Raw genomic sequence first — 19821 nt, forward strand, 5'->3', positions numbered from 1 at the left:
TCCATTTTTATAATACATACAAATCTAATCGGATTTTTTTAAGCAGAACTATTTACTTTTTCTTGATAATTAATTATAGTAAGGTTGTAGTATAAAATAATATGATTCATCTTCGGGGCAGGGTGAAAATCCCGACCGGCGGTAATAGAGTGGTAAACCGTTAATGTTTTTCATTAACTCGAATGGTTTATGCTACACTCTTCAGCCCGCGACCTGTGCAAATTTATTTGCATGGCTGACTTGGTGTGATTCCAAGGCCGACAGTTAAAGTCTGGATGGGAGAAGATGGAGGTACGATCGTCATTCATTGTTATGAAGTGAACTATAGCCGAGCGCTTTTTTGTAGAGCTTTTTAAACAGTGCTCAAAAAATAGTTTATATTGACGCTTATTCGTCATGCCTTTCTCCCTTGTGCTTTTTCATGCATAAGGGTTTTTTCATGCTAACAATTGAAAGATCGTCACCTTTCTTCTTGCGAGATTGAATCAGCAAAGAGGAGAGAGTTTTCTATGAAGAAGAATGTTAAACTTCAATCGTTTATTACGATTGGTATGCTGAGCAGTATTTCGTTTTTATTAATGCTTTTTAATTTCCCGATTCCGCCGTTCCCAGCATTTTTGGAAGTGGACTTTAGTGATATGCCTGCATTAATAGCAGCCATCACAATGGGGCCTGTAGCTGGTATTTTAGTAGAGTTATTTAAAAATGTATTGGATTGGATTTTCTCAGGAACGCCAACAGGTGTGCCAGTAGGTCATATTGCTAACTTTACAACAGGCATTTTATTTATTTTACCAGTAAGCTTTATTTTTAATCGCTTTAAAACAATTGCTGGTCTTGTTGGAGGTTTAGCAACAGGTACAGTCGTTATGGCAGTAGGCATGAGTATTTTAAACTATGTAGTATTTTTACCAATGTACACATACTTCTTAGGAATGGAACCTGTTGTAGGTGACTCACTTTATAAAATGATTGTCGCTGGGATTTTACCATTTAACATTGTGAAAGGTATTTTATTAACGGCTATTATGGCGTTTTTATTTACAACAATGCGCAAATGGATCGACCGTCAGCGTTCTATCTATATATCAAAATAATATACGCTAACCTCGGGTGAATATACCCGAGGTTTTTTGTTGAAGGAATGATGGATAGGGTTTAAGGTGTAACGGATAAATTACTAAAAGGAACGGAAAGAAAGGCAAAACTAACGGATAAACATAGAAAAAAGTAATGGAGTAAGCAAGCTATCTAGTACTTTATCATTATGACCTAGTCGAAAGCTATATTTTCATGTAAAATAGGGAAGAGTTTAGAATGTTTGAGGAGTTTGAAGAGATGAGTGAACAAAAGGGACAGTGGTCTAGTAAATTAGGATTTATTCTAGCATCAGCGGGTGCTGCAATTGGACTAGGGGCAATTTGGAAACTACCCTATGTAACGGGACAAAGTGGTGGGGGAGCGTTTTTCCTAATCTTTGTGTTATTTACCTTGTTAATAGGGTTACCAATGCTATTGTCCGAGTATGTTTTGGGGCGTGGTACACAATCGGAGGCTGTAACGGCATATAAAAAAATTGCTCCGACAAAGCCAAGCTGGGCTTGGATTGGTCGAATGGGTGTACTAGGTTGTTTTTTATTATTAACTTTTTATAGTGTAGTTGGAGGTTGGATCTTTATTTATAGCGGGCTCGGTGTTGCTGGCGCTGTAATCGATCCAGCAGTAGATCCTGCTGAACTATTTGGAAAAATTATAGGTACGCCTTGGATTACGCTAGTTGGTTTAGTATTGTTTACATTAGCCAATGTACTTGTGATTTCGTTAGGTGTACAAAATGGGATCGAAAAGGCCAATAAATGGATGATGCCGCTACTCTTTATAATGTTCATTGTCCTTGTTGTGCGTGCTGTTACATTGGATGGGGCAATGGAGGGCGTAAAATTCTTCTTATGGCCTGATTTCTCAAATATTACTGGAAAGGCATTATTAGAAGCGCTGGGGCAATCGTTCTTTGGGTTAGCAGTGGGATTCTCTTGTCTTGTTACATATAGTTCCTATCTAAAAAAGGATGTAAGTCTGCCAAATTCAGCAGGTTCTGTTGTGCTGTTAACTGTGCTAGTCTCATTTTTAGCAGGATTAGCGATTTTCCCTGTTGTGTTCGCTTTTGATTTAGAGCCAGCAGCGGGTCCAGGCTTGCTATTTATGGTGCTACCAACAGCTTTCAGTCAAATGCCATTCGGTGAAGTATTTTTAGCGATGTTTTTATTACTATTTTTATTTGCCACATTAACGTCATCATTTAGTTTATATGAAATTATTGTCGCGGCATTTATGGAACATAGTCAGAAATCCCGTCCAATGTGGACACTTTTACTTGGTATAGTCGTATTTATTGCAGCTATTCCAGCAGCACTTTCTTCTAGTGTTCTATCGGATGTAACGATTTTTGAGAAAAGTATTTTTGATGCAACCGATTTTCTAGTGTCAAACATCATGCTTCCATTAGGAAATTTATTCATTGCTATCTTTATTGCCCATGTAGTGGATAAAGAATTTGTGAAAAGAGAATTGTTAATGGGTAGTCAAATGGGACAAGGCTATTATTCATCATATCGTATGTTAATGTTAGTTGTCGTACCGATTATCATTCTTGTCGTGTTTGTTAATATGCTACTGCAATATTAAAGAAAAGGTGTATTCCATCTAACAGGAATACACCTTTTTTTAGTATGACAAGGATTAATACTCGTTAAGTGATAGCTCTCCTAGCCAATCTTCTTTAATAATTTTCTTTGCTTGTTCTTCGCTTTTGGCAATAGGGAATACTTTATCAACCTGTGAAATAGCGAATAAGTTGCGAATGAAATCATCGACGACAATAATGGCAATTTTTTTATCTTTTACAGACACCTTCTTAGCGAAATTGACGATCATACCGAATCCAGTGCTATCAATATTTGTAACCCTTTGCATATCGATAATGTATCCGTGTTTTGTGTCCAAGCTAAGTGTTTGCAGCTCTGACTTTATATCTTCGATTATCCCGTATTCTAAATCGCCAGTAAACGCAATCACAATATAATCAGCCTTTGTGTCAATATTCATTGCAATGTTCTTCTGATTCATCCTATAGCGCCTCCATTTTTCTTTACTTGTTTGGGGATTTATTCAAACTTAAATTTATTAACTTCATTTTGTAAATTATCAGCAATTGATGATAGCTCATCTGAACTTTGTGTAATTTCTGCAACTGTCGCATATTGCTCTTCAGAAGTCGCGGCAATCTCCTCTGTAGCTGCTGCAGCGTCTTCGATAATACGTGAAATATCTTGGATAGCTTGTTGCACACCTAAGGAGTTGTCGTTAACATGTGTAAATGCAACCTTCATTTGTTCGACACCTTCTTCTGTTTCGACAACTTTCTCCACGATTTCTTTTAAGGCACTTCCACCTTTATTAATGATTGTTACTTGCTCCTCGACCGCCAATAGATTGCTTTCCATCGTCCTTACCGTCACAGAAGTTTCGGCCTGGATATCATTAATGAGATTTGTAATTTGACCTGCTGCTAAACTTGACTGTTCTGCTAGCTGACGAACCTCTGATGCAACGACAGCAAAGCCTTTTCCTTGATCACCTGCTCGTGCTGCTTCGATGGCTGCATTGAGTGCCAACAGATTCGTTTGCTCAGCAATGCCTGTGATAACGGTAATAATACCACCAATTTCTTCAGAGCGCTTGCCTAACTTCTGGATAGAATCAGTTGCATAAGACACAGTTTTCGTTACATCACCTAAATGCATTATCGCTTCATTGATGGCTTCTTCTCCTTTACGTGCGATATGAGTTGATTCAATAGCGCTATTTAAAGTGATTTCGGCCTTTTGTAAGCTCTTTGATACTTCCTCAATCGTTTTTTGCATCATGGAAACGATTCGTTCAGCCTGGTCGGATTGAGTCGTAGTACCAACAGCAATTTCATTCATTGTCAATGCGATTTGGTTAGATGCTTCACTTGTTTGATGGGATGATTCTGCTAAAGTGTGTGACGACTTTGCGATTTGATGTGCGCTGCCAGCCACAATCGTTATCGTCTCTGTTAAATGATTTTTCATACTACTAAATGCGCGTGCTAGTTCAGCGATTTCATCTTTGCCTTTCGGGTTTAACAGTTTAACATTTAAGTTTAGCTCTGCTAGCTCCTTGGCATTTGTACTTAGAATATTAATCGGATTAACAATTTGTTTTTGTAAGAACCAACTAATTCCTCCAATCATCACAATGGCAATCACTAAGGAAATGGCTACATTCTCCAGTGCTGATTTTGTGGCAATGCTTATATAAGGAGCGGTAGGGACAGCGGTTGCCCATACGCCGATAACCTCCCCTTGGCTATTTACTATAGGATCATAGGCTGCTTGATGTAAACTTCCTAAGACATTGGCAGAACCGATAAAGCGCTTTTTTTCTCCTAGCACAACAGTAGCAACCTCGTCAGAAACCTTTGTATTTAAAGCGCGTTGACCGTTATCCACTATATTGGTACTTATACGAGTATCGTTTTGAAAGATGGATACAGCATTCCCGTTTGTGAGTTCTCCAACTTTATCAGCTGCCTCAAAATTTTCTACCATATTGATATCGCCCTTATAGAGTTGGTTGTTTTTAATGGACCATTCTCCAGGATATTTAGCGTCTAAATATTCATAGCTTACCTGTATATCTGATAGAAGCTTTGTATCAGCACTTTCTAATAGATTGTTCTTGGCAACAAAAAAATTGACTCCTGCTAAAAGGGAAGTAAGTAAGATAATACAACCAAATATAAGCAGATTCATTTTTTTTCGTATAGATAACTTCATTAAAACACGCCCCCAATTTTACGTTTACTTTATATATGAATCTTTTTTGAAATACCAACTAAAAATTTTGTTTCTGAAATATTTTCAAACCAAATATGGTCGACCATATTTTTGACAAAAAATAAACCGCGTCCACGATCAGAATAATCAAGTTCGTCTAAATCGAATTGAAGAACTTTGTCCCAGTCATTTTCGGCAATACCTTTTGCTTCATCAGTGACTGTTATTTTTATTTCTTCGTATGATTGCGTTACAAGTATTTGGATCTCCTTTTGAGAGGGTGTGTCAATTTTCCCCATAGCCTCTACGGCATTGATGACTAATTCATGTACAACAAATCGTAATTCTCGTTTATAAGGTAGATTATATAACTCTGTATAATTCTCCATTACTTGATCAATAAAGGCTATAGCTTGTGTATCAGGATTTACATTGAGTGTGAATTCCATCTTCAATCACCTACCCTTTAATGTAATTGTTATTGAAACGACTGTGATGTCATCACTGTAATCATTATCAAATAAATTGTATTTTTGAGAAAACTTTTGTAGTGCATAGCTATTATCCTGTGAAGCATAACTGTAGAAAAAGTCCATATCAATTGAATTTTGCTCGTTTAATGTTAATAATCCATCCGTATAAAGAATAATGCGGTGCCAGCCTGATAAAGGTATTGTTTTTTTATTTATTTGAATAGTAGGGAATAGTCCGAGGATAGGCGTATTCGCTGGGAGGAAGACTGTTTCTCCATATTTTCCAAATAAAAAACCAGAAGGATGAGCCGCATTCACATAGTGCAAAGTTCCGTTTTTTGTATCTAGAAGTATGTAGATTGCCGTCATTAAAAAACGGTCCATATCATCAGAAAATAGCTCGTATATTTGGCGGTTAAGTTCTTGAATTACTGCTACTGGATCAATTAACTTCGTAATCATTCCTTTTAATAAGGATCTAATAGACATAGTAACGAGTGATGCAGCGATACCATGCCCCATTGCATCATACAGAAGAATGGCGGTTAAATGTTCATTAATTTTAAACCAGCAGTACATGTCACCTCCTAGTGTATTGGATGTTACATAAAGACCATCAACCTGTATATGCTCAAGATTTAATGGGGGAGATAGTGCATTCTTTTGGAATTTTTTTGCAACAAACAAATCTTTTTGAATCATACTTTCCTGCTGCTTTCGAAGCGTGGCTTCCCTCTGATATTTTAAGGCTACTTGAATACGAGTCTTAAATTGAGTGAAATCAAAAGGTTTTAAAATAAAGTCGAAAATACCAGCTTCAAATACCCTATCAATTGTTATGGTTTTTTCGTAGGTAGTAGATAGAAGGATAGGGATTTCTATCCAATTTTTAAGTACATGAATGTGCTGACAAATTTCCTCGCAATTTCTGAGTGTCATTTTAGTGTCGAGTACGATTAATTCTAGCTCATCTTTCAAAGATGAATCTACTAAATAATTCATTGCTGCTTCCGTTGTTGAAAAGCAATGAATATTTGGGATGCCGATACGATGAAAATATTTTTGCAGACGCAGCACATCATTACTTACGCTGCCAATAATTAATACTGACATGCCTACTCAATTCACCGCCTTATGTATCTATAACTAAATATTTCCTGGAAGCCAACATAATGATTTCTAACCATAATATATACTCCGTATTTACTTATAATATGAATAAATTAAAATTCTAATTTGCTATAAATTTACCAATAAATATGGCATTATACAAGGCTTTTGTGATATAAAGTAAAACTTAATCAATAGGGTTTTTGACATCCAAGCTCATGAAGAGTGTTCTAAGGTTATGTTTTTAGCAATGTTCTTGTGTTATATGCATTTGCTGCATGAAGATGTAGAAAACGCTTCGCTCCTAATCATGCAAATAAACTGTCCAATCATTAGACAGACAAAGGATTTTTGTAAGACTAAAGACCTTTTGTAGAAAGTAGTAATTTTGTCCTTTATTTAAGATGAAAGAACGCTATTTTAGAAGGAAATGTGATAAAAAAATTAATCTAAAAAAGGGATTAATATATTCGATAATATGCATGTTATAAAACCTTACATACATATTGCGTATTCTCCATTTTTAATGTATTTTAAGAACAGTAATAAAAAACGTGTTAACTAAAATTACATTGGAGTGGTGAAGAATGAAACATTATACAAAAGAAGATATTGTACGCCGAGTGAAGGAAGAAAATGTGAAATTTATTCGCCTACAATTTACAGATATATTAGGAACAATTAAAAATGTGGAAGTGCCTGTCAGTCAATTAGAGAAAGCGTTAGATAATAAAGTCATGTTTGATGGCTCTTCAATCGAGGGCTTTGTACGTATTGAAGAATCAGATATGTATTTAAAGCCCGATATCGATACCTTCGTAATTTTTCCTTGGACTGCTGAAAAAGGGAAAGTAGCTCGCTTTATTTGTGATATTGCGAGACCAGATGGTACACCGTTTGAAGGAGACCCACGCTCCAATTTAAAACGTGTATTAAAGGAAATGGAGGAGCTAGGCTTTACTTCGTTTAATTTAGGACCAGAGCCTGAGTTTTTCCTGTTCAAGCTGGACGAAAAGGGACACCCAACACTGGAATTAAATGATAGTGGGGGCTATTTTGATTTAGCGCCAACTGATTTGGGGGAGAACTGTCGTCGTGACATCGTTTTAGAGTTAGAGGGAATGGGCTTTGAAATTGAAGCTTCTCATCATGAAGTAGCACCTGGCCAGCATGAAATTGACTTTAAGTATGCCAGTGCCATTGAGGCATGTGATAATATTCAAACATTTAAACTAGTCGTAAAAACCATTGCTGCACAGCATGGCCTCCACGCAACATTTATGCCAAAGCCACTGTTTGGGGTCAATGGGTCAGGAATGCATTTTAACTTATCGTTATTTGAAGGTGATAAAAACGCCTTCTACGATGAACATGCTGACTTACAATTAAGTGCAACCGCACGTAGCTTTATGGCAGGGATCATGAAGCATGTGCATGGCTTTACGGCTATCACGAATCCACTTGTCAATTCCTATAAACGATTAGTACCTGGCTATGAGGCACCTTGCTATGTAGCATGGTCAGCTCAAAACCGCTCACCACTAATTCGTATTCCAGCAGCACGTGGACTATCTACACGGATTGAATTGCGTTCAGTTGATCCAGCAGCAAACCCGTATTTAGCAATGGCTGTTATTCTAGCATCTGGACTAGATGGCATACGTAAAGATTTAACGCCACCAGCTGCGGTAGATCGTAATATTTATAAAATGACAGCAGCGGAGCGGGAGTTGAATGGGATTGACAGTTTACCATCCTCATTGGAATTTGCGCTAATCGAATTAGAGATGGATGCCATTGTTCGTGATGCACTGGGTGACCATATTTACGATAAATTTACAGCTGCAAAAGAGATTGAATGGAATAAATATCGCACACGTGTCCATAATTGGGAGCGTGAGGAGTATTTAAAGATGTACTAAAAAAAAGTTGGGGCTGTTTTTTGCCCCAACTTTTTTATGTGACATGAACTTCTTTTTGCTCTATCATAAGATTAAAGGAGTGTGGGCAATGACACAAATAACTCAAGTTGTGACAATTCAAAACAATGATATTGTGCAATTTGAACTTGATATTAACCGGGCTTTAGTAGATTTAAAAGGCTTTTTAATACTTGATATCAAATACAATACGCTCTTTATTGGAGAACAGACAGTCATCCATTCTGCTTTAATTATTTATCAGCAAAATGATTAGAACATTTAACAAGATGGGGTCATGTCGATGAGACGTGACTTTTTTTATTCAAATAAATAAAGATAATAGAAAGACTCGATCTTCTAGAAAGGTTAATGGTAATCGGGCAACTTCGTCCTTAGATTTCCATGCGATGTCATAAATTAATTCGTCAGGATCTTGAATTAGCATTTGTCCGCCAGCCAGGACAGTTTCAAAGTAATATACCTCCACAATTTCATTCTGCTTATGATGAATTTCTTTAAGAATCGTTACGATATAGCCTGTTTCTTCATAAACCTCTCGAATACAGCAAGCCCTAAAATCTTCCGTTGCCTCTTTACCACCTGATGGAACAGCCCATGTTTTTTCTTCATCCTTATTCCCTTGCAAAACCATTAATAATTGATTGTCTTTGTTCAAACAAATAGCGGCAGCACCTTGCCATTTCACAAGTAAAACCCCTTTTTATCTATTTTTACCTATGAAGTATGTAATTGTAAAAAACAGATGGATTTCTGAAAAATTCTATATACTTTTGCTATAATAAAATTATCATGTTAATTGAACAGAGGAGGGGTGTACTTGAAAATACGGTTAGGTCTTCTTGGCCCTTCAGACTCAATTGAATTTGTCGAAGCGGTCTTGAAAAATTGGCCAGAGTTTATATGTACCTCGATAGAATGTCTCGCAGAAGCGGATTTAGATGAAAAAGTGACACCTCTATTGCAAGAAGAAATGGATATGTGGCTGTGTACAGGGCCAATCACCTATGATATTGTGCAAAGTTGGAATCAGCTAAAGACACCCATTTTTTATGTTATGTATAAAGGATCTTCCTTATATAAAACGGTGTTAAGGGTATTGTATGAACACAAAATCGAAGTGAATGAGATTAGCTATGATGCTGGTAATAGTGATGCATGGGAGCAAGCTTTGGTGGAGGCAGGAATCGAAGTGAAGCCTAAATTTGTGGAATCTGAGACGATCTCCTTAAATGAGCTTGTACACTACCATTTTAAGCTTTGGGAAAGTGGCCAAACAAAGGCGGCCATTACAGGTCATCCCATTCATCATGAGCTACAACAGCTAGGTGTTCCAACCTATCGACTGTTCCCATCCTCAATGGCAGTAGAAGCCGTTATTACGAATATGCTACGAACATATGAAATGTTACGTTATAAGGCGACGCAAATTGCTGTGCAAATTATCGAAATTGATCCTTTTTCAGGAATCGCAAAAAATAATTTTTCTACAGATGAGTTGTTTAGAATGGAACTGAAGATTATGGAGCATTTGCTAACATATACAAAAAGCATTCATGGTTCCATTAAATCTACAAGATTTGGGCGTTATGTGATTTTCACGACGAGAGGTTTAATGGAGGACATCACGAAGAATTTTAGCCAAATACCTGATATAGAAGATTTCACACAACTAGATCAAGAGGCCATGACTTGTGGAATTGGAATTGGTCAAACAGTATATGACGCAGAAATTAACGCTGGAAATGCCTTATTGCATGCAAAGGACTGTGGTAAGGGATCATGGATGGTTTGTTTTGATGATAAAAAAATCGCTGGACCCCTTGGAAAGCCTGAACAACTTACATATTCCTATACCTCAGAAGAATTAGAGGCTTTAAGTCAAGAAACCTCCTTAAGTGTGATGACATTAAATAAGTTAAAGTCATCATTGAAAAAATTAGCAAGTGATGAGCTGAATGCTAATGAGCTAGCTAAATATATGCAAATACCAGCTCGAAGTGCACGCCGAATATTAACAACCCTTGAGGAAAAAGGATTCGCTGAAGTAGTTGCAGAGGAAAAACCCCACACACGCGGACGTCCACGGAAGGTTTATAAAATTTCTCCATTCTAATAAGAGAGTCCATAATTACATGGACTCTCATTTCATATTGTTGAAAAACAAAACCATCAATAGAATTTTTGTGAAAGGTGAAAATGGTTTCCGTTGCAGGCTACTTGCTTTCCTGTGGGCGAGCGCCGAGCCGCTTCCTCCGCTACCGCTCCGTGCAGGGGCTCGCCTGTCTCGCTATCCCACGGGAGTCAAGTAGCCTTCCACTCCAACCCACAAAAGTGTTACCTTTTTAGCAAAGGTTTTCAAATAAAGTGAAGGTGTTCACTACTCTTTATGAAGGGGTGTTGTCACTACATTGAAAATAAGAGCCTATCTAATTATACAAATCATGGGCTATTTTGATCGCTACGGCTAGTATGAAAGATAAGGAAAAGACACTTCTGCACATGGTTGATTGGAGTGGAGCCAGCGTCACTCCTAGGGGATTTAGCGTCACAGAGGAGACCCTGGAGCGAACGAAAGTGAGTGAAGCGGCTCCTCGGACGCCCCCTGGAAAGGACGCTGGCGGAACGGAAATCAACCCCTCACCTTGCAAAGTTGCTTTTTCTGCCGTTGACATCATCTTTTTTCAACAACATGAAAAGAGAGTCCATAATACGGACTCTCTTTTATGCTACGAGCGAATTTTGTATTGCTTGACGTCTGATGGGAGTGGGGAAGTGTACACCTCACCAGCTCGACGTTCAATTAATTCTGCCTTCGCTTGTTCAATTAATGCTGGTTGTAGAAGAACATCCAGTGCTGTGGAAGCCATAATTTTACCTGCGTGAAGCATGCCTTTATGTGCTAAGGAAGTTGTTCCTGTCGCTACAATTTGCCATGTATGAAGAGGGGTTCCAAGTGGTTCACATGCCGTCATACATTGTGCAGTTGGAACAAGCCAGCTAACATCACCAACATCTGTAGACCCAGCCATAAATTCATCTGGCTTGAATGGGTCAATGACATCCGCCATATCTTTTCCAGCTAATTCACGATTTCTTTGCACATCCACCTTTTTTTCCTCTTCCGATAATGTTTCACGAATAGCCCTTGCAAATTGTAGTTCCTCATCTGTATAAGAAGGTACACCTAATTTGACGAAGTTTTCATGCATAACCTGTTCTAATGTTGTATTAGGTATCACATTAGAAAGAGCTGAGGCTAGATCAATGTCTACCTCAGTACCTGTCATCAGAGCAGCACCTCTTGCAATATCACAAATACGTTGGTAGATATCCTCCGTTTGAGAAACTCTTGGGGCTCTTACAAAATACAATACTTCTGCCTCTGCTTGTACAACATTTGGAGAAGAACCGCCTGTATTTGTAAGGGCATAATGGACCCGTGCTTCTGGAATGATATGCTCCCGTAAATAGTTTACTCCGATATTCATCAGCTCCACAGCATCAAGAGCACTTCTCCCTAAGTGTGGGCTAGCAGCTGCATGGGCGCTTTTGCCTTTAAATTTAAAATATACTTCGTAACAAGCAAGTGTAGCAACCGACATGATATTATTCGTTGTTCCTGGATGCCAAGTCAAAGCAATATCGACATCATCAAAAACGCCCTCTCTTGCCATAAAGGTCTTACCACCGCCAATTTCTTCGCCAGGACAACCATAATAGCGAACAGTCCCTTTGATATTGTGCTCTTGCATGTAATCACGTAATGCAATAGCAGCAGCAAGTGAACCTGTACCTAATAAATTGTGTCCGCAGCCATGACCGTTGCCTCCTACTTGTTGTGGATTCGGCAGTGCGATACCACCACTTTGACTTAAGCCAGTAAGCGCATCGAATTCTCCAAGAAATGCGATGATAGGTTTGCCGCTACCGCAAGTTCCCATGAAGGCGGTTTCAATTTGGGCAACACCTTTATCCACTTCAAATCCTTCATCCACTAGTGCCTTGCATAATAGTTCAGCAGATTTAAACTCTTCAAATCCTGTTTCAGCATACTGCCAAATTTGATTGCTCACTTCAATTAATTTTTCTCGTTTTTCTTCAATAATTTGAGATAGTCTACTATGTTTAGTCAAATAAACTCACCCTTACCTTTCTTTTTTAAGCATGATCAATTAAACTACTATTCTTTGATGGGATTCTATAGATTACCGCACAAATTACAACGATGACTAGGGCGCCGATCAGGAAGAAGAATGCTGCTTGGAATGAACCACCAAAACCATCAATAAGGGCACCCATGGCTGTTGGTGCAATAAAACCTGCCATACCACTAGCGAAATACATCATACCTAAAAACGAGCCTATGATTTTTTGAGAAACATACTTAAGTGGAATGGCTAAGATTGCCATTGAGATGGCTGCATCACCGATTGAAAAGATACTTTGATAGGAAATAGCTAACTGAATACTTGATGCATTGAACATCATATACAAGCATAGGCCCGAAACAATGGCACCAACAAAAACAATTACTTTTTCTTTTCCGGCCAGTGCCTTGTCGATTAAAAACCCTGTGATAATAGCTGCGATTAATCCACAAGCCTGTGGAATCATAGCAAGTGATCCTACTTCTCGTAAATTTAAATTCCGAGTTTGTTCCAAATAGGAGGGTAGCCAAGAGGAGAATCCCCAATGGACTGTACTTGAGCAAAAGTACATCACGACAAGAACCCATAAAAATGAACTTTTATAGAGCTCTTTCATTGGACGACCATCCGAAGTTTCTGCTGCTGTTGCCTGTTGTTTGACAAGCTTTGGTGGATTGTAAAACTTAAATAATAAAAGAGTGACAATTAAGCCTACACCACCAATGATGTAAAACATTGCGCGCCAGCCCCAAGTATCAGCAATTAAACCAGCCAAATATAAAGCAAGAACGCCACCAATTAATTGAGCTGCTAGTAGCATCGATTTAGCTCGTGCACGAACATCCTTTTTGAAAATTTCCGTAATGGCAACACCACTACCTGTCGGCAAACCACCATCACCAAGACCGAGAATAAAACGAATAGCTAAAATAGCCATAAAAGAGCCAATCATCCCAGTCAGTAGGGAGAAGAGGGAAATCATGAATACAGCAATAACAATTATTTTCCTTGAGCCAAACTTATCAGATGCCCAACCTGCTAGCAATGTCATCAGTGCACTGCTTAGCCAAAAGCTACTGATGACCATCCCGCTTTGTGTTTGTGTTAAATGCAATTCTTTACTGATGGGGATGATGGCCACATTCATGCCGAACAATGTTAATGAATCGACTAGCCATGCTAGAAATAGTAGTGAAAAGATAAAATTTCGTTTGCCAACACTCAGTTGCGTATGTAAATCATTCATTCAATTCTTCCTCCTTTTTAAGACTCTTTATTTTTATTTAAGGACAATAAAGGTCTTGTCCGTTATTATAAATACATTATTGTTATTTTTCAATATATTTTGATTTCGAGTACAATGAAATTTAGAGGAGAAAGAGAAAAAAGTGTATATAAAGGACGAAATTAAGCAAGGAGAGTAGTCCATAAAAAATACTTCCCTTATAACCTGTCCAAAGTTAGCATAAAAAGACAGGTTATACAGCAATATCTATTTTATGATGGGATCAAGGAGTGAGAGCAATGAGTTGGATTGAGTCGATTCAAAAGGCCATTAATTTTATGGAGGATCATTTATTAGAGGATATTACGATTGAACAGATTGCACAGGAGGTTAATTCATCGGTCTTTCATTTTCAACGAACATTTGCCATTTTAACAGATATGTCTATTGCAGATTATCTACGTCGAAGAAGATTAACATTAGCTGCACAAGAATTAATGGGTACGGAACAAAAAATAATCGATCTCGCCTACAAATACGGCTATGAAACTCCTGAAGCCTTTACCAAAGCGTTTCGTAAACAGCATTATGTAACGCCCAGTGAAGCAAGAAAGAAGCAAGGACCATTACAATCATACAATCGCCTGGTGATACAGGTAAGCTTGAAGGGAGCAGAACCAATGAAGTATAAAATTGTAGAAAAAGACAAGTTTCAAATTGTTGGTGTAAAAAGAACGTACAACTGTCAAAATGGAGAGAATACACGGGAAATCCCTCTATTTTGGCATGAAGTGAATCAAAGTGGCTTTGACCATCAGTTATATCAATTAAATAATGGCACTATCAATGGCGTACTAGGTGTTTGTGTACCAAATACAAGCCAGGGACAAAAAGGCTTCATTGATTATTGGATTGCTGCTGATCATGTAGGAGAAGTAGGAGAAGATCTCTTAACAATGGAAGTACCTCCATCCAAATGGGTTATCTTTGAGGTACATGGCCCTATGCCAGATGCGATGCAAAATACGTGGAAACAAATTTATTCAGAGTGGTTCCCATCCAATCCATACGAACCAGCAGGAACAGCGGAGCTTGAGGTTTACCCTGAAGAGGACGCCTACAGCCCTGATTCATACTCAGAAATTTGGATTCCAATAAAGTAAAGATGAAATGGATTTGGTCAACGAATAGTTGACCAAATCCATTTTTGTTGTAATGATGCTTTATGGAATATAGTTCAATACAAGATGCTAAGCTTTATTAAATGAATTAAATAATTGTATCTTTTCAAACACAACTCTTTCGATAGCATCCATACCTGTCTTTAAAATATCTGGTGGGTTATATAAATTTTGATTATTTGTAAGTATTTCACGAATAGCTTGAGCCCATGCTTGATTACATTCAGTATTTACGTTTATTTTAGCATGGCCATATTCAATCGTTTGAATAATTTGATGCTCAGGAATACCGGAGCCGCCATGTAAAGATAAAGGAATATCGTTTAGATGTTCAGAAATTTCTTTCATTAAATCAAAGGCAAGCTGTGGTTCGCCTTGATAAGGTCCGTGAACTGAGCCTAATGCAGCTGCTAGTACATCGATATTTGTCGATTCAACTAACTGATAGCATTCGTTTGGATCTGCATACTTAATACCTGAAGTAACACCATCTTCTGTTCCACCGACAGAACCGATTTCTGCCTCTACTGAAACGTTATACCTTTTGGCATAATCGACAACTTCACGAGTTGTAGTGATATTATCCTTTAAGGGAAGCTTAGAGCCATCGTACATAACAGAACTATAGCCTGCATCAATGGCTTCCATGCATCGTTCAACTGTAAAACCATGATCTAAATGGAGGGCTACGGGTACTGTAATGTTCATCTCTTTTATCATTCTATCGGCTGTAGCAGAGATTAATTTAAAACCACCGAGATAATCAACGATTCGATCTGATGATGCTAAAATTACAGGTGATTTTTGTTGTTCAGCAGCACGTAATATGGCTTCTATCCATTGGAAACTATTAATGTTAAATTGTCCAATAGCATAATGGTTTTTTTTTGCCTGTGGCAATAAATCCTTTAATGTGACAAATCCCATAACATTCACCTCGTCTTCTAAAAAACTATTATTTATTTTGAAAAATTAGTATTGTTGTGCTGCTTCACGATGATGTTGGTTTTCTTCATAAGCTTTTTGAATCTTTTCATTGTTTGATACTTCAGCTACACCAACATTCCACCAAGATTCGTAGCCATCTGTCATTGTTTTTGGTAATACCTTCATTTCAATTAACGTGGAAACAGTTTGCTCTTTAGCATCTTCGATTGCGAATTTCAATTCTTCTACCGTGTTAGCACGATAAACCTTTGCGCCATATCCTTCTGCGACCTTTGCATAATCAATATTTAATATTTGATTATTAGCTGTACGGAATTCAGTAAAGAAGCTACCGCTACCATGGCCCATTTGTAAGTTATTAATGCAGCCAAAGCCAGAGTTATCGAATAACATTACATTAATTTTTTTATTGTATTGCAAAGCGGTTACAAGTTCTGAATGGAGTAAAAGGAAACTGCCATCACCAACCATTGCATAAACTTCTTTGGTAGGTTCTGCTAGTTTAGCACCTAATGCACCTGCAATTTCATAGCCCATGCAAGAGTACCCATACTCCACGTTATAAGTATTTGCTGACTTAGGATTCCAAATGCGTTGCATGTCACCTGGTAAAGAGCCGGCAGCTGTCACCACGATGGCAGCATCATCAATCGCATCGTTGATCGTGCATAATGCAGTAGTTTGAGCGAATGTCGTATTTAATGCATCAGCATACTCATTAATAGTAGATTGTGAGAAATGGTTTTTAATTTCTGGATCAAAACCTTCACGTGTATATGTCACATTACTTAGGCGATTGCGTTCTTTCGTCCATTCTTCTTTTAATTCCACAATTCGTGTGCCGAAAGTGGATTGGTAATCATGTAATTCTGCCTCTAACAGTTCAAGTGTTGCGCGAACATCTGCTACAACTTGGAAGGCATCTAATTTATAAGCTTGAAAACGATTAATGTTAATGTTTAAAAACTTAGCGTTATCAAAATCAAATGCCGTTTTTGATGCTGTCGTAAAATCTGTGTAACGGGTCCCTAGGCCAATAATTAGATCAGCTTCTTTGGCAGCTTTGTTTGCTGCTAGAGTACCTGTAACACCTAAGCCACCTAGGTTATTAGCGAAATTTGCAGCAATAGTCGATTTACCAGCCTGTGTTTCAACTAAGGGGATATGGCATTTTTCGGATATACGCGCTAATACTTCTTGAGCTTCGGAATATTTAGCGCCGCCTCCAATTACAAAGACTGGTCGTTTACTTTTTTTAATAAGCTCGAGGGCACCTTGTTTTTCACGTGCTACTGGTGCTTTACGATCTAAATAATGGACTCGCTTTTTAAAGAATGCTTCATCGTAATCGAATGCTTCACCTTCTACGTCCTGTCCAATACAAATAGTTGCTGGGCCTGCAGTTGCTGGATTTGTCATTACTTCAAATGCACGAATTAAGCTAGACATCAATTGTTCTGGTCGTGTAACACGATCCCAATAGCGGGAAACAGCGCGTAATGCATCATTAGTAGAAATATCTGCACTGTGCTCATGTTCTATTTGTTGTAAAACAGGATTTGGCTGTCTACTGGAGAAAACATCACCAGGAAGAAAGAGTACAGGGATATTATTTGCTAACGCTGTTCCAGCTGCTGCTGCAAGGTTTGCAGAACCAGGGCCTACAGAAGTAGTCACTGCGTAAATTTGTTGACGCAGCTTTTGTTTACTGAAGGCAATAGCTGCATGTGCCATGCCCTGCTCATTTTTTCCTTGATAAATTTTTAAATCTTCCCCATATTGTTCTAATGCTTGTCCGATTCCTAAAACATTGCCGTGCCCAAAAATGTTAAAGATTCCATCTACGAATCGAAATTCTTTTCCATCAATATGGATATATTGCTGTTTCAAAAACTTTACTAGTGCTTGCCCTGTTGTTAGACGAATCTTTTCTTTCATATATTAAAACCTTCTTTCTAAAATTAATAAGCAAATAAAGATGACAATCTACTACTCTGAGGCATACTAGTTTAATTAAGAACGATCTTTAATAAGATCTTCAATGTCTTGTACTGTTGGCATGGCTTCAGATGAACTATGCTTACTAACGACTATTGAAGCGGAAGCACTACCATACTTTAGGGCGGTTTCATAATCTTTTCCGTTAACGACGGCATATAAGAAAGCAGATGCATATGAATCACCAGCACCGAATGTTTTTAATACTTGGGTTTTATAAGCTTGACCATGATATGTGGCTCCGTTTGGTTCGTAAGCGTAAGAGCCATCAACACCATGTTTAATGACAACTAATTCTGCATCATGTGCAAATAAATGTTTTACGGTGTCATCATTGTTACCTGGTGTAGCTAAATTCTCCATTACATCGTACTCATCACGAGTACCAATCACAACATTTGAAAGCTGCGCTACTAAGGAATAGTAAATGGAAGTTTCTTCTTGTGAATGCCAAGTGTAAGGACGATAATCTAATTCGAAAACAACTTTAACAGCATGTTTTTTAGCTAAGCTAATTGCTTTGAATACCGCTTCACGAGAAGGGCTAAGTGCAAGAGCTGTACCTGAAACAAGTAAAATTTTGGTCTTTTTAATGTAATCTTCGTTTACTTCAGAAGGCTCTAAATATAAGTCCGCTACATGATCACGATACATTAATATGCTACATTCACTAGGGCTAAGAATTTCTGTGAAAGCTAAACCTGCTTTACGGCCCTCTGTGTCAAACACCATATTGGAAGTGTCCACACCTTTTTCACTCATATATTGTTTAATAAAACGACCATGTTGATCTTGCGGGATTTTACCAATAAATCCAGCCTTCAAGCCAAGTTTACTACTACCAATTGCGATATTGGCGGGTGAACCGCCAACGTATTTTGTAAAAGTCATCGTTTCTTCCATTGGGCGATTGTATTCGTTTGCATTTAAGTCGATACAGGCACGGCCAATTGCAATAATATCAAATTCTCTATTTTGATTAAATATCAGTACCATTGGGGTCTCTCCTTTTATTAGATGAAATAAATAATACAGTTTTATGGACGGTGAATAATCCATTCATGATCTTTATCATTATTGAATTTCCAAATACGAGTTGGACCAGCCATAACATTTAAGTAATAAGAAGTATAACCATCAGGAACTCCTACAGGGTGATAACCTTTTGGCACAAGGACCACATCCCCGTTTTCCACAGCCATTGTTTCATCTAATGAACGGTCATCAGTGTAAACACGTTGAAAAATAAAACCTTGCTGTGGATTGATTTCGTGGTAATAGCTTTCTTCTAAAAATGATTCTTCTGGCAAATTGTCTTGATCATGTTTATGGGGAGGGTAGCTTGACCAATTAGCTGTTTCTGTAATTACTTCTACAACAAGCAAGCTATTTGCTGATGGAGTTGAATCAGGTAAAATATTATGAACTAAACGTTTATTATTGTATTTACCGCGATTTTCGATACCATTATCAGATGCTTTAATGAATTTTGTAGGTAATTCTTGATCAGATGGGGCATAGCAAAGAGCGACGCGTGCTTTTGTGTTCGCTGTGATTTTCAATGATTTATTATGTGAAATATAAACACTATCTGTTGGTATTCTTTCAAAAACAGATTGACGTGTTCCAATTTCTTTATAGCTGTCTTGGCCATCTGTTACAGTGATTTTTCCAGTTAAAGCTACAATACATAGTTCTAAATCCGTTAATGTTTCTTTATAAACTGCGTGTGGCTCTAAATCTAGCATTTTAAAACCAACATATACTAATTCAGAGTTTTCTTTTGTTACCTCATGCACTAAAGTTACACCTTCAGCAATTATTTTATTGTCAGGTTTTCTAAGTAATTGACTCATTTATCGTCTTCCTCCTATTTAGAAAGGGTTTCCAATTAACCTGTAGAAAAAAGAAGGGAAGTGGGAGAGACTTCCCT

Annotated in this window: 17 protein-coding genes and 1 riboswitch; of the genes, 6 read left to right on the top strand and 11 right to left on the bottom strand. The window is 37.8% G+C overall.

Translation table 11 applies throughout. The features are described 5' to 3' along the window. Positions 1–104 precede the first annotated feature (104 nt). Positions 105–291: riboswitch (FMN riboswitch) on the top strand. A 218-nt stretch (positions 292–509) separates the two neighbouring features. Both MHB65_RS06410 and MHB65_RS06415 read left to right on the top strand, forming a co-directional pair. After that, on the top strand, positions 510–1097 hold the full coding sequence (locus MHB65_RS06410) for an ECF transporter S component (RefSeq protein ID WP_205442133.1): 588 nt from the start codon (positions 510–512) through the stop codon (positions 1095–1097). 241 nt (positions 1098–1338) lie between these two features. Continuing rightward, positions 1339–2685 carry a sodium-dependent transporter gene (locus MHB65_RS06415; protein WP_342442803.1) on the top strand — a complete coding sequence of 449 codons (1347 nt, stop codon included), beginning with the start codon at positions 1339–1341 and terminating at the stop codon, positions 2683–2685. Positions 2686–2739: 54 nt separating this feature from the next. Here MHB65_RS06415 and MHB65_RS06420 read toward each other — a convergent pair whose 3' ends face one another. The 4 genes from MHB65_RS06420 to MHB65_RS06435 are packed head-to-tail and all read right to left on the bottom strand — an operon-like array spanning position 2740 to position 6448. Further along, positions 2740–3126, bottom strand: coding sequence for an STAS domain-containing protein (locus MHB65_RS06420; protein ID WP_342442804.1), 387 nt, complete (start codon positions 3124–3126; stop codon positions 2740–2742). 38 nt (positions 3127–3164) lie between these two features. After that, positions 3165–4862, bottom strand: coding sequence for a methyl-accepting chemotaxis protein (locus MHB65_RS06425; RefSeq protein WP_342442805.1), 1698 nt, complete (start codon positions 4860–4862; stop codon positions 3165–3167). 29 nt (positions 4863–4891) lie between these two features. Further along, positions 4892–5311, bottom strand: a complete 420-nt coding sequence (locus MHB65_RS06430; protein ID WP_342442806.1) for an ATP-binding protein — start codon at positions 5309–5311, stop codon at positions 4892–4894. A gap of 6 nt (positions 5312–5317) precedes the next feature. Further along, positions 5318–6448: a SpoIIE family protein phosphatase gene (locus MHB65_RS06435; RefSeq protein ID WP_342442807.1), complete on the bottom strand. Its 1131-nt coding sequence runs from the start codon at positions 6446–6448 to the stop codon at positions 5318–5320. Positions 6449–7032: 584 nt separating this feature from the next. Here MHB65_RS06435 and glnA point away from each other — a divergent pair. Continuing rightward, positions 7033–8367, top strand: coding sequence for a type I glutamate--ammonia ligase (glnA, locus tag MHB65_RS06440; protein ID WP_205442140.1), 1335 nt, complete (start codon positions 7033–7035; stop codon positions 8365–8367). A gap of 88 nt (positions 8368–8455) precedes the next feature. After that, the gene (locus tag MHB65_RS06445) at positions 8456–8641 is read left to right on the top strand and encodes a hypothetical protein (protein WP_205442142.1); all 186 of its coding nucleotides are present in this window, start codon (positions 8456–8458) and stop codon (positions 8639–8641) included. 48 nt (positions 8642–8689) lie between these two features. On the opposite strand, the gene MHB65_RS06450 is transcribed toward MHB65_RS06445, so the two are convergent. Next, positions 8690–9073 (bottom strand): NUDIX hydrolase, encoded by a 384-nt coding sequence (locus tag MHB65_RS06450; protein ID WP_342442808.1) that lies wholly within the window; start codon positions 9071–9073, stop codon positions 8690–8692. 132 nt (positions 9074–9205) lie between these two features. Between MHB65_RS06450 and MHB65_RS06455 the strand changes: the two genes are divergently transcribed. After that, on the top strand, positions 9206–10501 hold the full coding sequence (locus MHB65_RS06455) for an ArsR family transcriptional regulator (protein ID WP_342442809.1): 1296 nt from the start codon (positions 9206–9208) through the stop codon (positions 10499–10501). Between the two features lie 613 nt (positions 10502–11114). Here MHB65_RS06455 and MHB65_RS06460 read toward each other — a convergent pair. Further along, complete coding sequence (locus MHB65_RS06460) at positions 11115–12521, bottom strand: M20 family metallopeptidase (protein WP_342442810.1); 1407 nt, start codon at positions 12519–12521, stop codon at positions 11115–11117. 25 nt (positions 12522–12546) lie between these two features. Continuing rightward, positions 12547–13782: an MFS transporter gene (locus MHB65_RS06465; RefSeq protein ID WP_342442811.1), complete on the bottom strand. Its 1236-nt coding sequence runs from the start codon at positions 13780–13782 to the stop codon at positions 12547–12549. Positions 13783–14060: 278 nt separating this feature from the next. Between MHB65_RS06465 and MHB65_RS06470 the strand changes: the two genes are divergently transcribed. Further along, entirely contained in the window at positions 14061–14924 is an 864-nt protein-coding gene (locus tag MHB65_RS06470) for an AraC family transcriptional regulator (protein ID WP_342442812.1), read from the top strand. 87 nt (positions 14925–15011) lie between these two features. Here the strand turns inward: MHB65_RS06470 and fba are convergent, their stop codons facing one another. From fba to iolB, 4 genes are all read right to left on the bottom strand, one after another. Beyond that, positions 15012–15869, bottom strand: coding sequence for a class II fructose-1,6-bisphosphate aldolase (gene fba / locus MHB65_RS06475; RefSeq protein ID WP_004232236.1), 858 nt, complete (start codon positions 15867–15869; stop codon positions 15012–15014). A 45-nt stretch (positions 15870–15914) separates the two neighbouring features. Then, the gene (iolD, locus tag MHB65_RS06480; protein ID WP_342442813.1) at positions 15915–17828 is read right to left on the bottom strand and encodes a 3D-(3,5/4)-trihydroxycyclohexane-1,2-dione acylhydrolase (decyclizing); all 1914 of its coding nucleotides are present in this window, start codon (positions 17826–17828) and stop codon (positions 15915–15917) included. A gap of 75 nt (positions 17829–17903) precedes the next feature. Further along, complete coding sequence (gene iolC, locus MHB65_RS06485) at positions 17904–18884, bottom strand: 5-dehydro-2-deoxygluconokinase (RefSeq protein ID WP_205442149.1); 981 nt, start codon at positions 18882–18884, stop codon at positions 17904–17906. Between the two features lie 41 nt (positions 18885–18925). Continuing rightward, positions 18926–19744 carry a 5-deoxy-glucuronate isomerase gene (gene iolB / locus MHB65_RS06490; RefSeq protein ID WP_342442814.1) on the bottom strand — a complete coding sequence of 273 codons (819 nt, stop codon included), beginning with the start codon at positions 19742–19744 and terminating at the stop codon, positions 18926–18928. Positions 19745–19821 lie beyond the last annotated feature (77 nt).

This window comes from Lysinibacillus sp. FSL K6-0075 (assembly GCF_038592945.1).
In the GTDB taxonomy this organism is placed as follows: Bacteria; Bacillota; Bacilli; order Bacillales_A; family Planococcaceae; genus Lysinibacillus; species Lysinibacillus fusiformis_F.

Bases quoted from the DNA above. Each gene is read 5' to 3' on its own strand.
- MHB65_RS06410 (WP_205442133.1), top strand. From the start codon at position 510: ATGAAGAAGAATGTTAAACTTCAATCGTTTATTACGATTGGTATGCTG.
- MHB65_RS06415 (WP_342442803.1), top strand. From the start codon at position 1,339: ATGAGTGAACAAAAGGGACAGTGGTCTAGTAAATTAGGATTTATTCTA.
- MHB65_RS06420 (WP_342442804.1), bottom strand. From the start codon at position 3,126: ATGAATCAGAAGAACATTGCAATGAATATTGACACAAAGGCTGATTAT.
- MHB65_RS06425 (WP_342442805.1), bottom strand. From the start codon at position 4,862: ATGAAGTTATCTATACGAAAAAAAATGAATCTGCTTATATTTGGTTGT.
- MHB65_RS06430 (WP_342442806.1), bottom strand. From the start codon at position 5,311: ATGGAATTCACACTCAATGTAAATCCTGATACACAAGCTATAGCCTTT.
- MHB65_RS06435 (WP_342442807.1), bottom strand. From the start codon at position 6,448: ATGTCAGTATTAATTATTGGCAGCGTAAGTAATGATGTGCTGCGTCTG.
- glnA (WP_205442140.1), top strand. From the start codon at position 7,033: ATGAAACATTATACAAAAGAAGATATTGTACGCCGAGTGAAGGAAGAA.
- MHB65_RS06445 (WP_205442142.1), top strand. From the start codon at position 8,456: ATGACACAAATAACTCAAGTTGTGACAATTCAAAACAATGATATTGTG.
- MHB65_RS06465 (WP_342442811.1), bottom strand. From the start codon at position 13,782: ATGAATGATTTACATACGCAACTGAGTGTTGGCAAACGAAATTTTATC.
- MHB65_RS06470 (WP_342442812.1), top strand. From the start codon at position 14,061: ATGAGTTGGATTGAGTCGATTCAAAAGGCCATTAATTTTATGGAGGAT.
- fba (WP_004232236.1), bottom strand. From the start codon at position 15,869: ATGGGATTTGTCACATTAAAGGATTTATTGCCACAGGCAAAAAAAAAC.
- iolD (WP_342442813.1), bottom strand. From the start codon at position 17,828: ATGAAAGAAAAGATTCGTCTAACAACAGGGCAAGCACTAGTAAAGTTT.
- iolC (WP_205442149.1), bottom strand. From the start codon at position 18,884: ATGGTACTGATATTTAATCAAAATAGAGAATTTGATATTATTGCAATT.
- iolB (WP_342442814.1), bottom strand. From the start codon at position 19,744: ATGAGTCAATTACTTAGAAAACCTGACAATAAAATAATTGCTGAAGGT.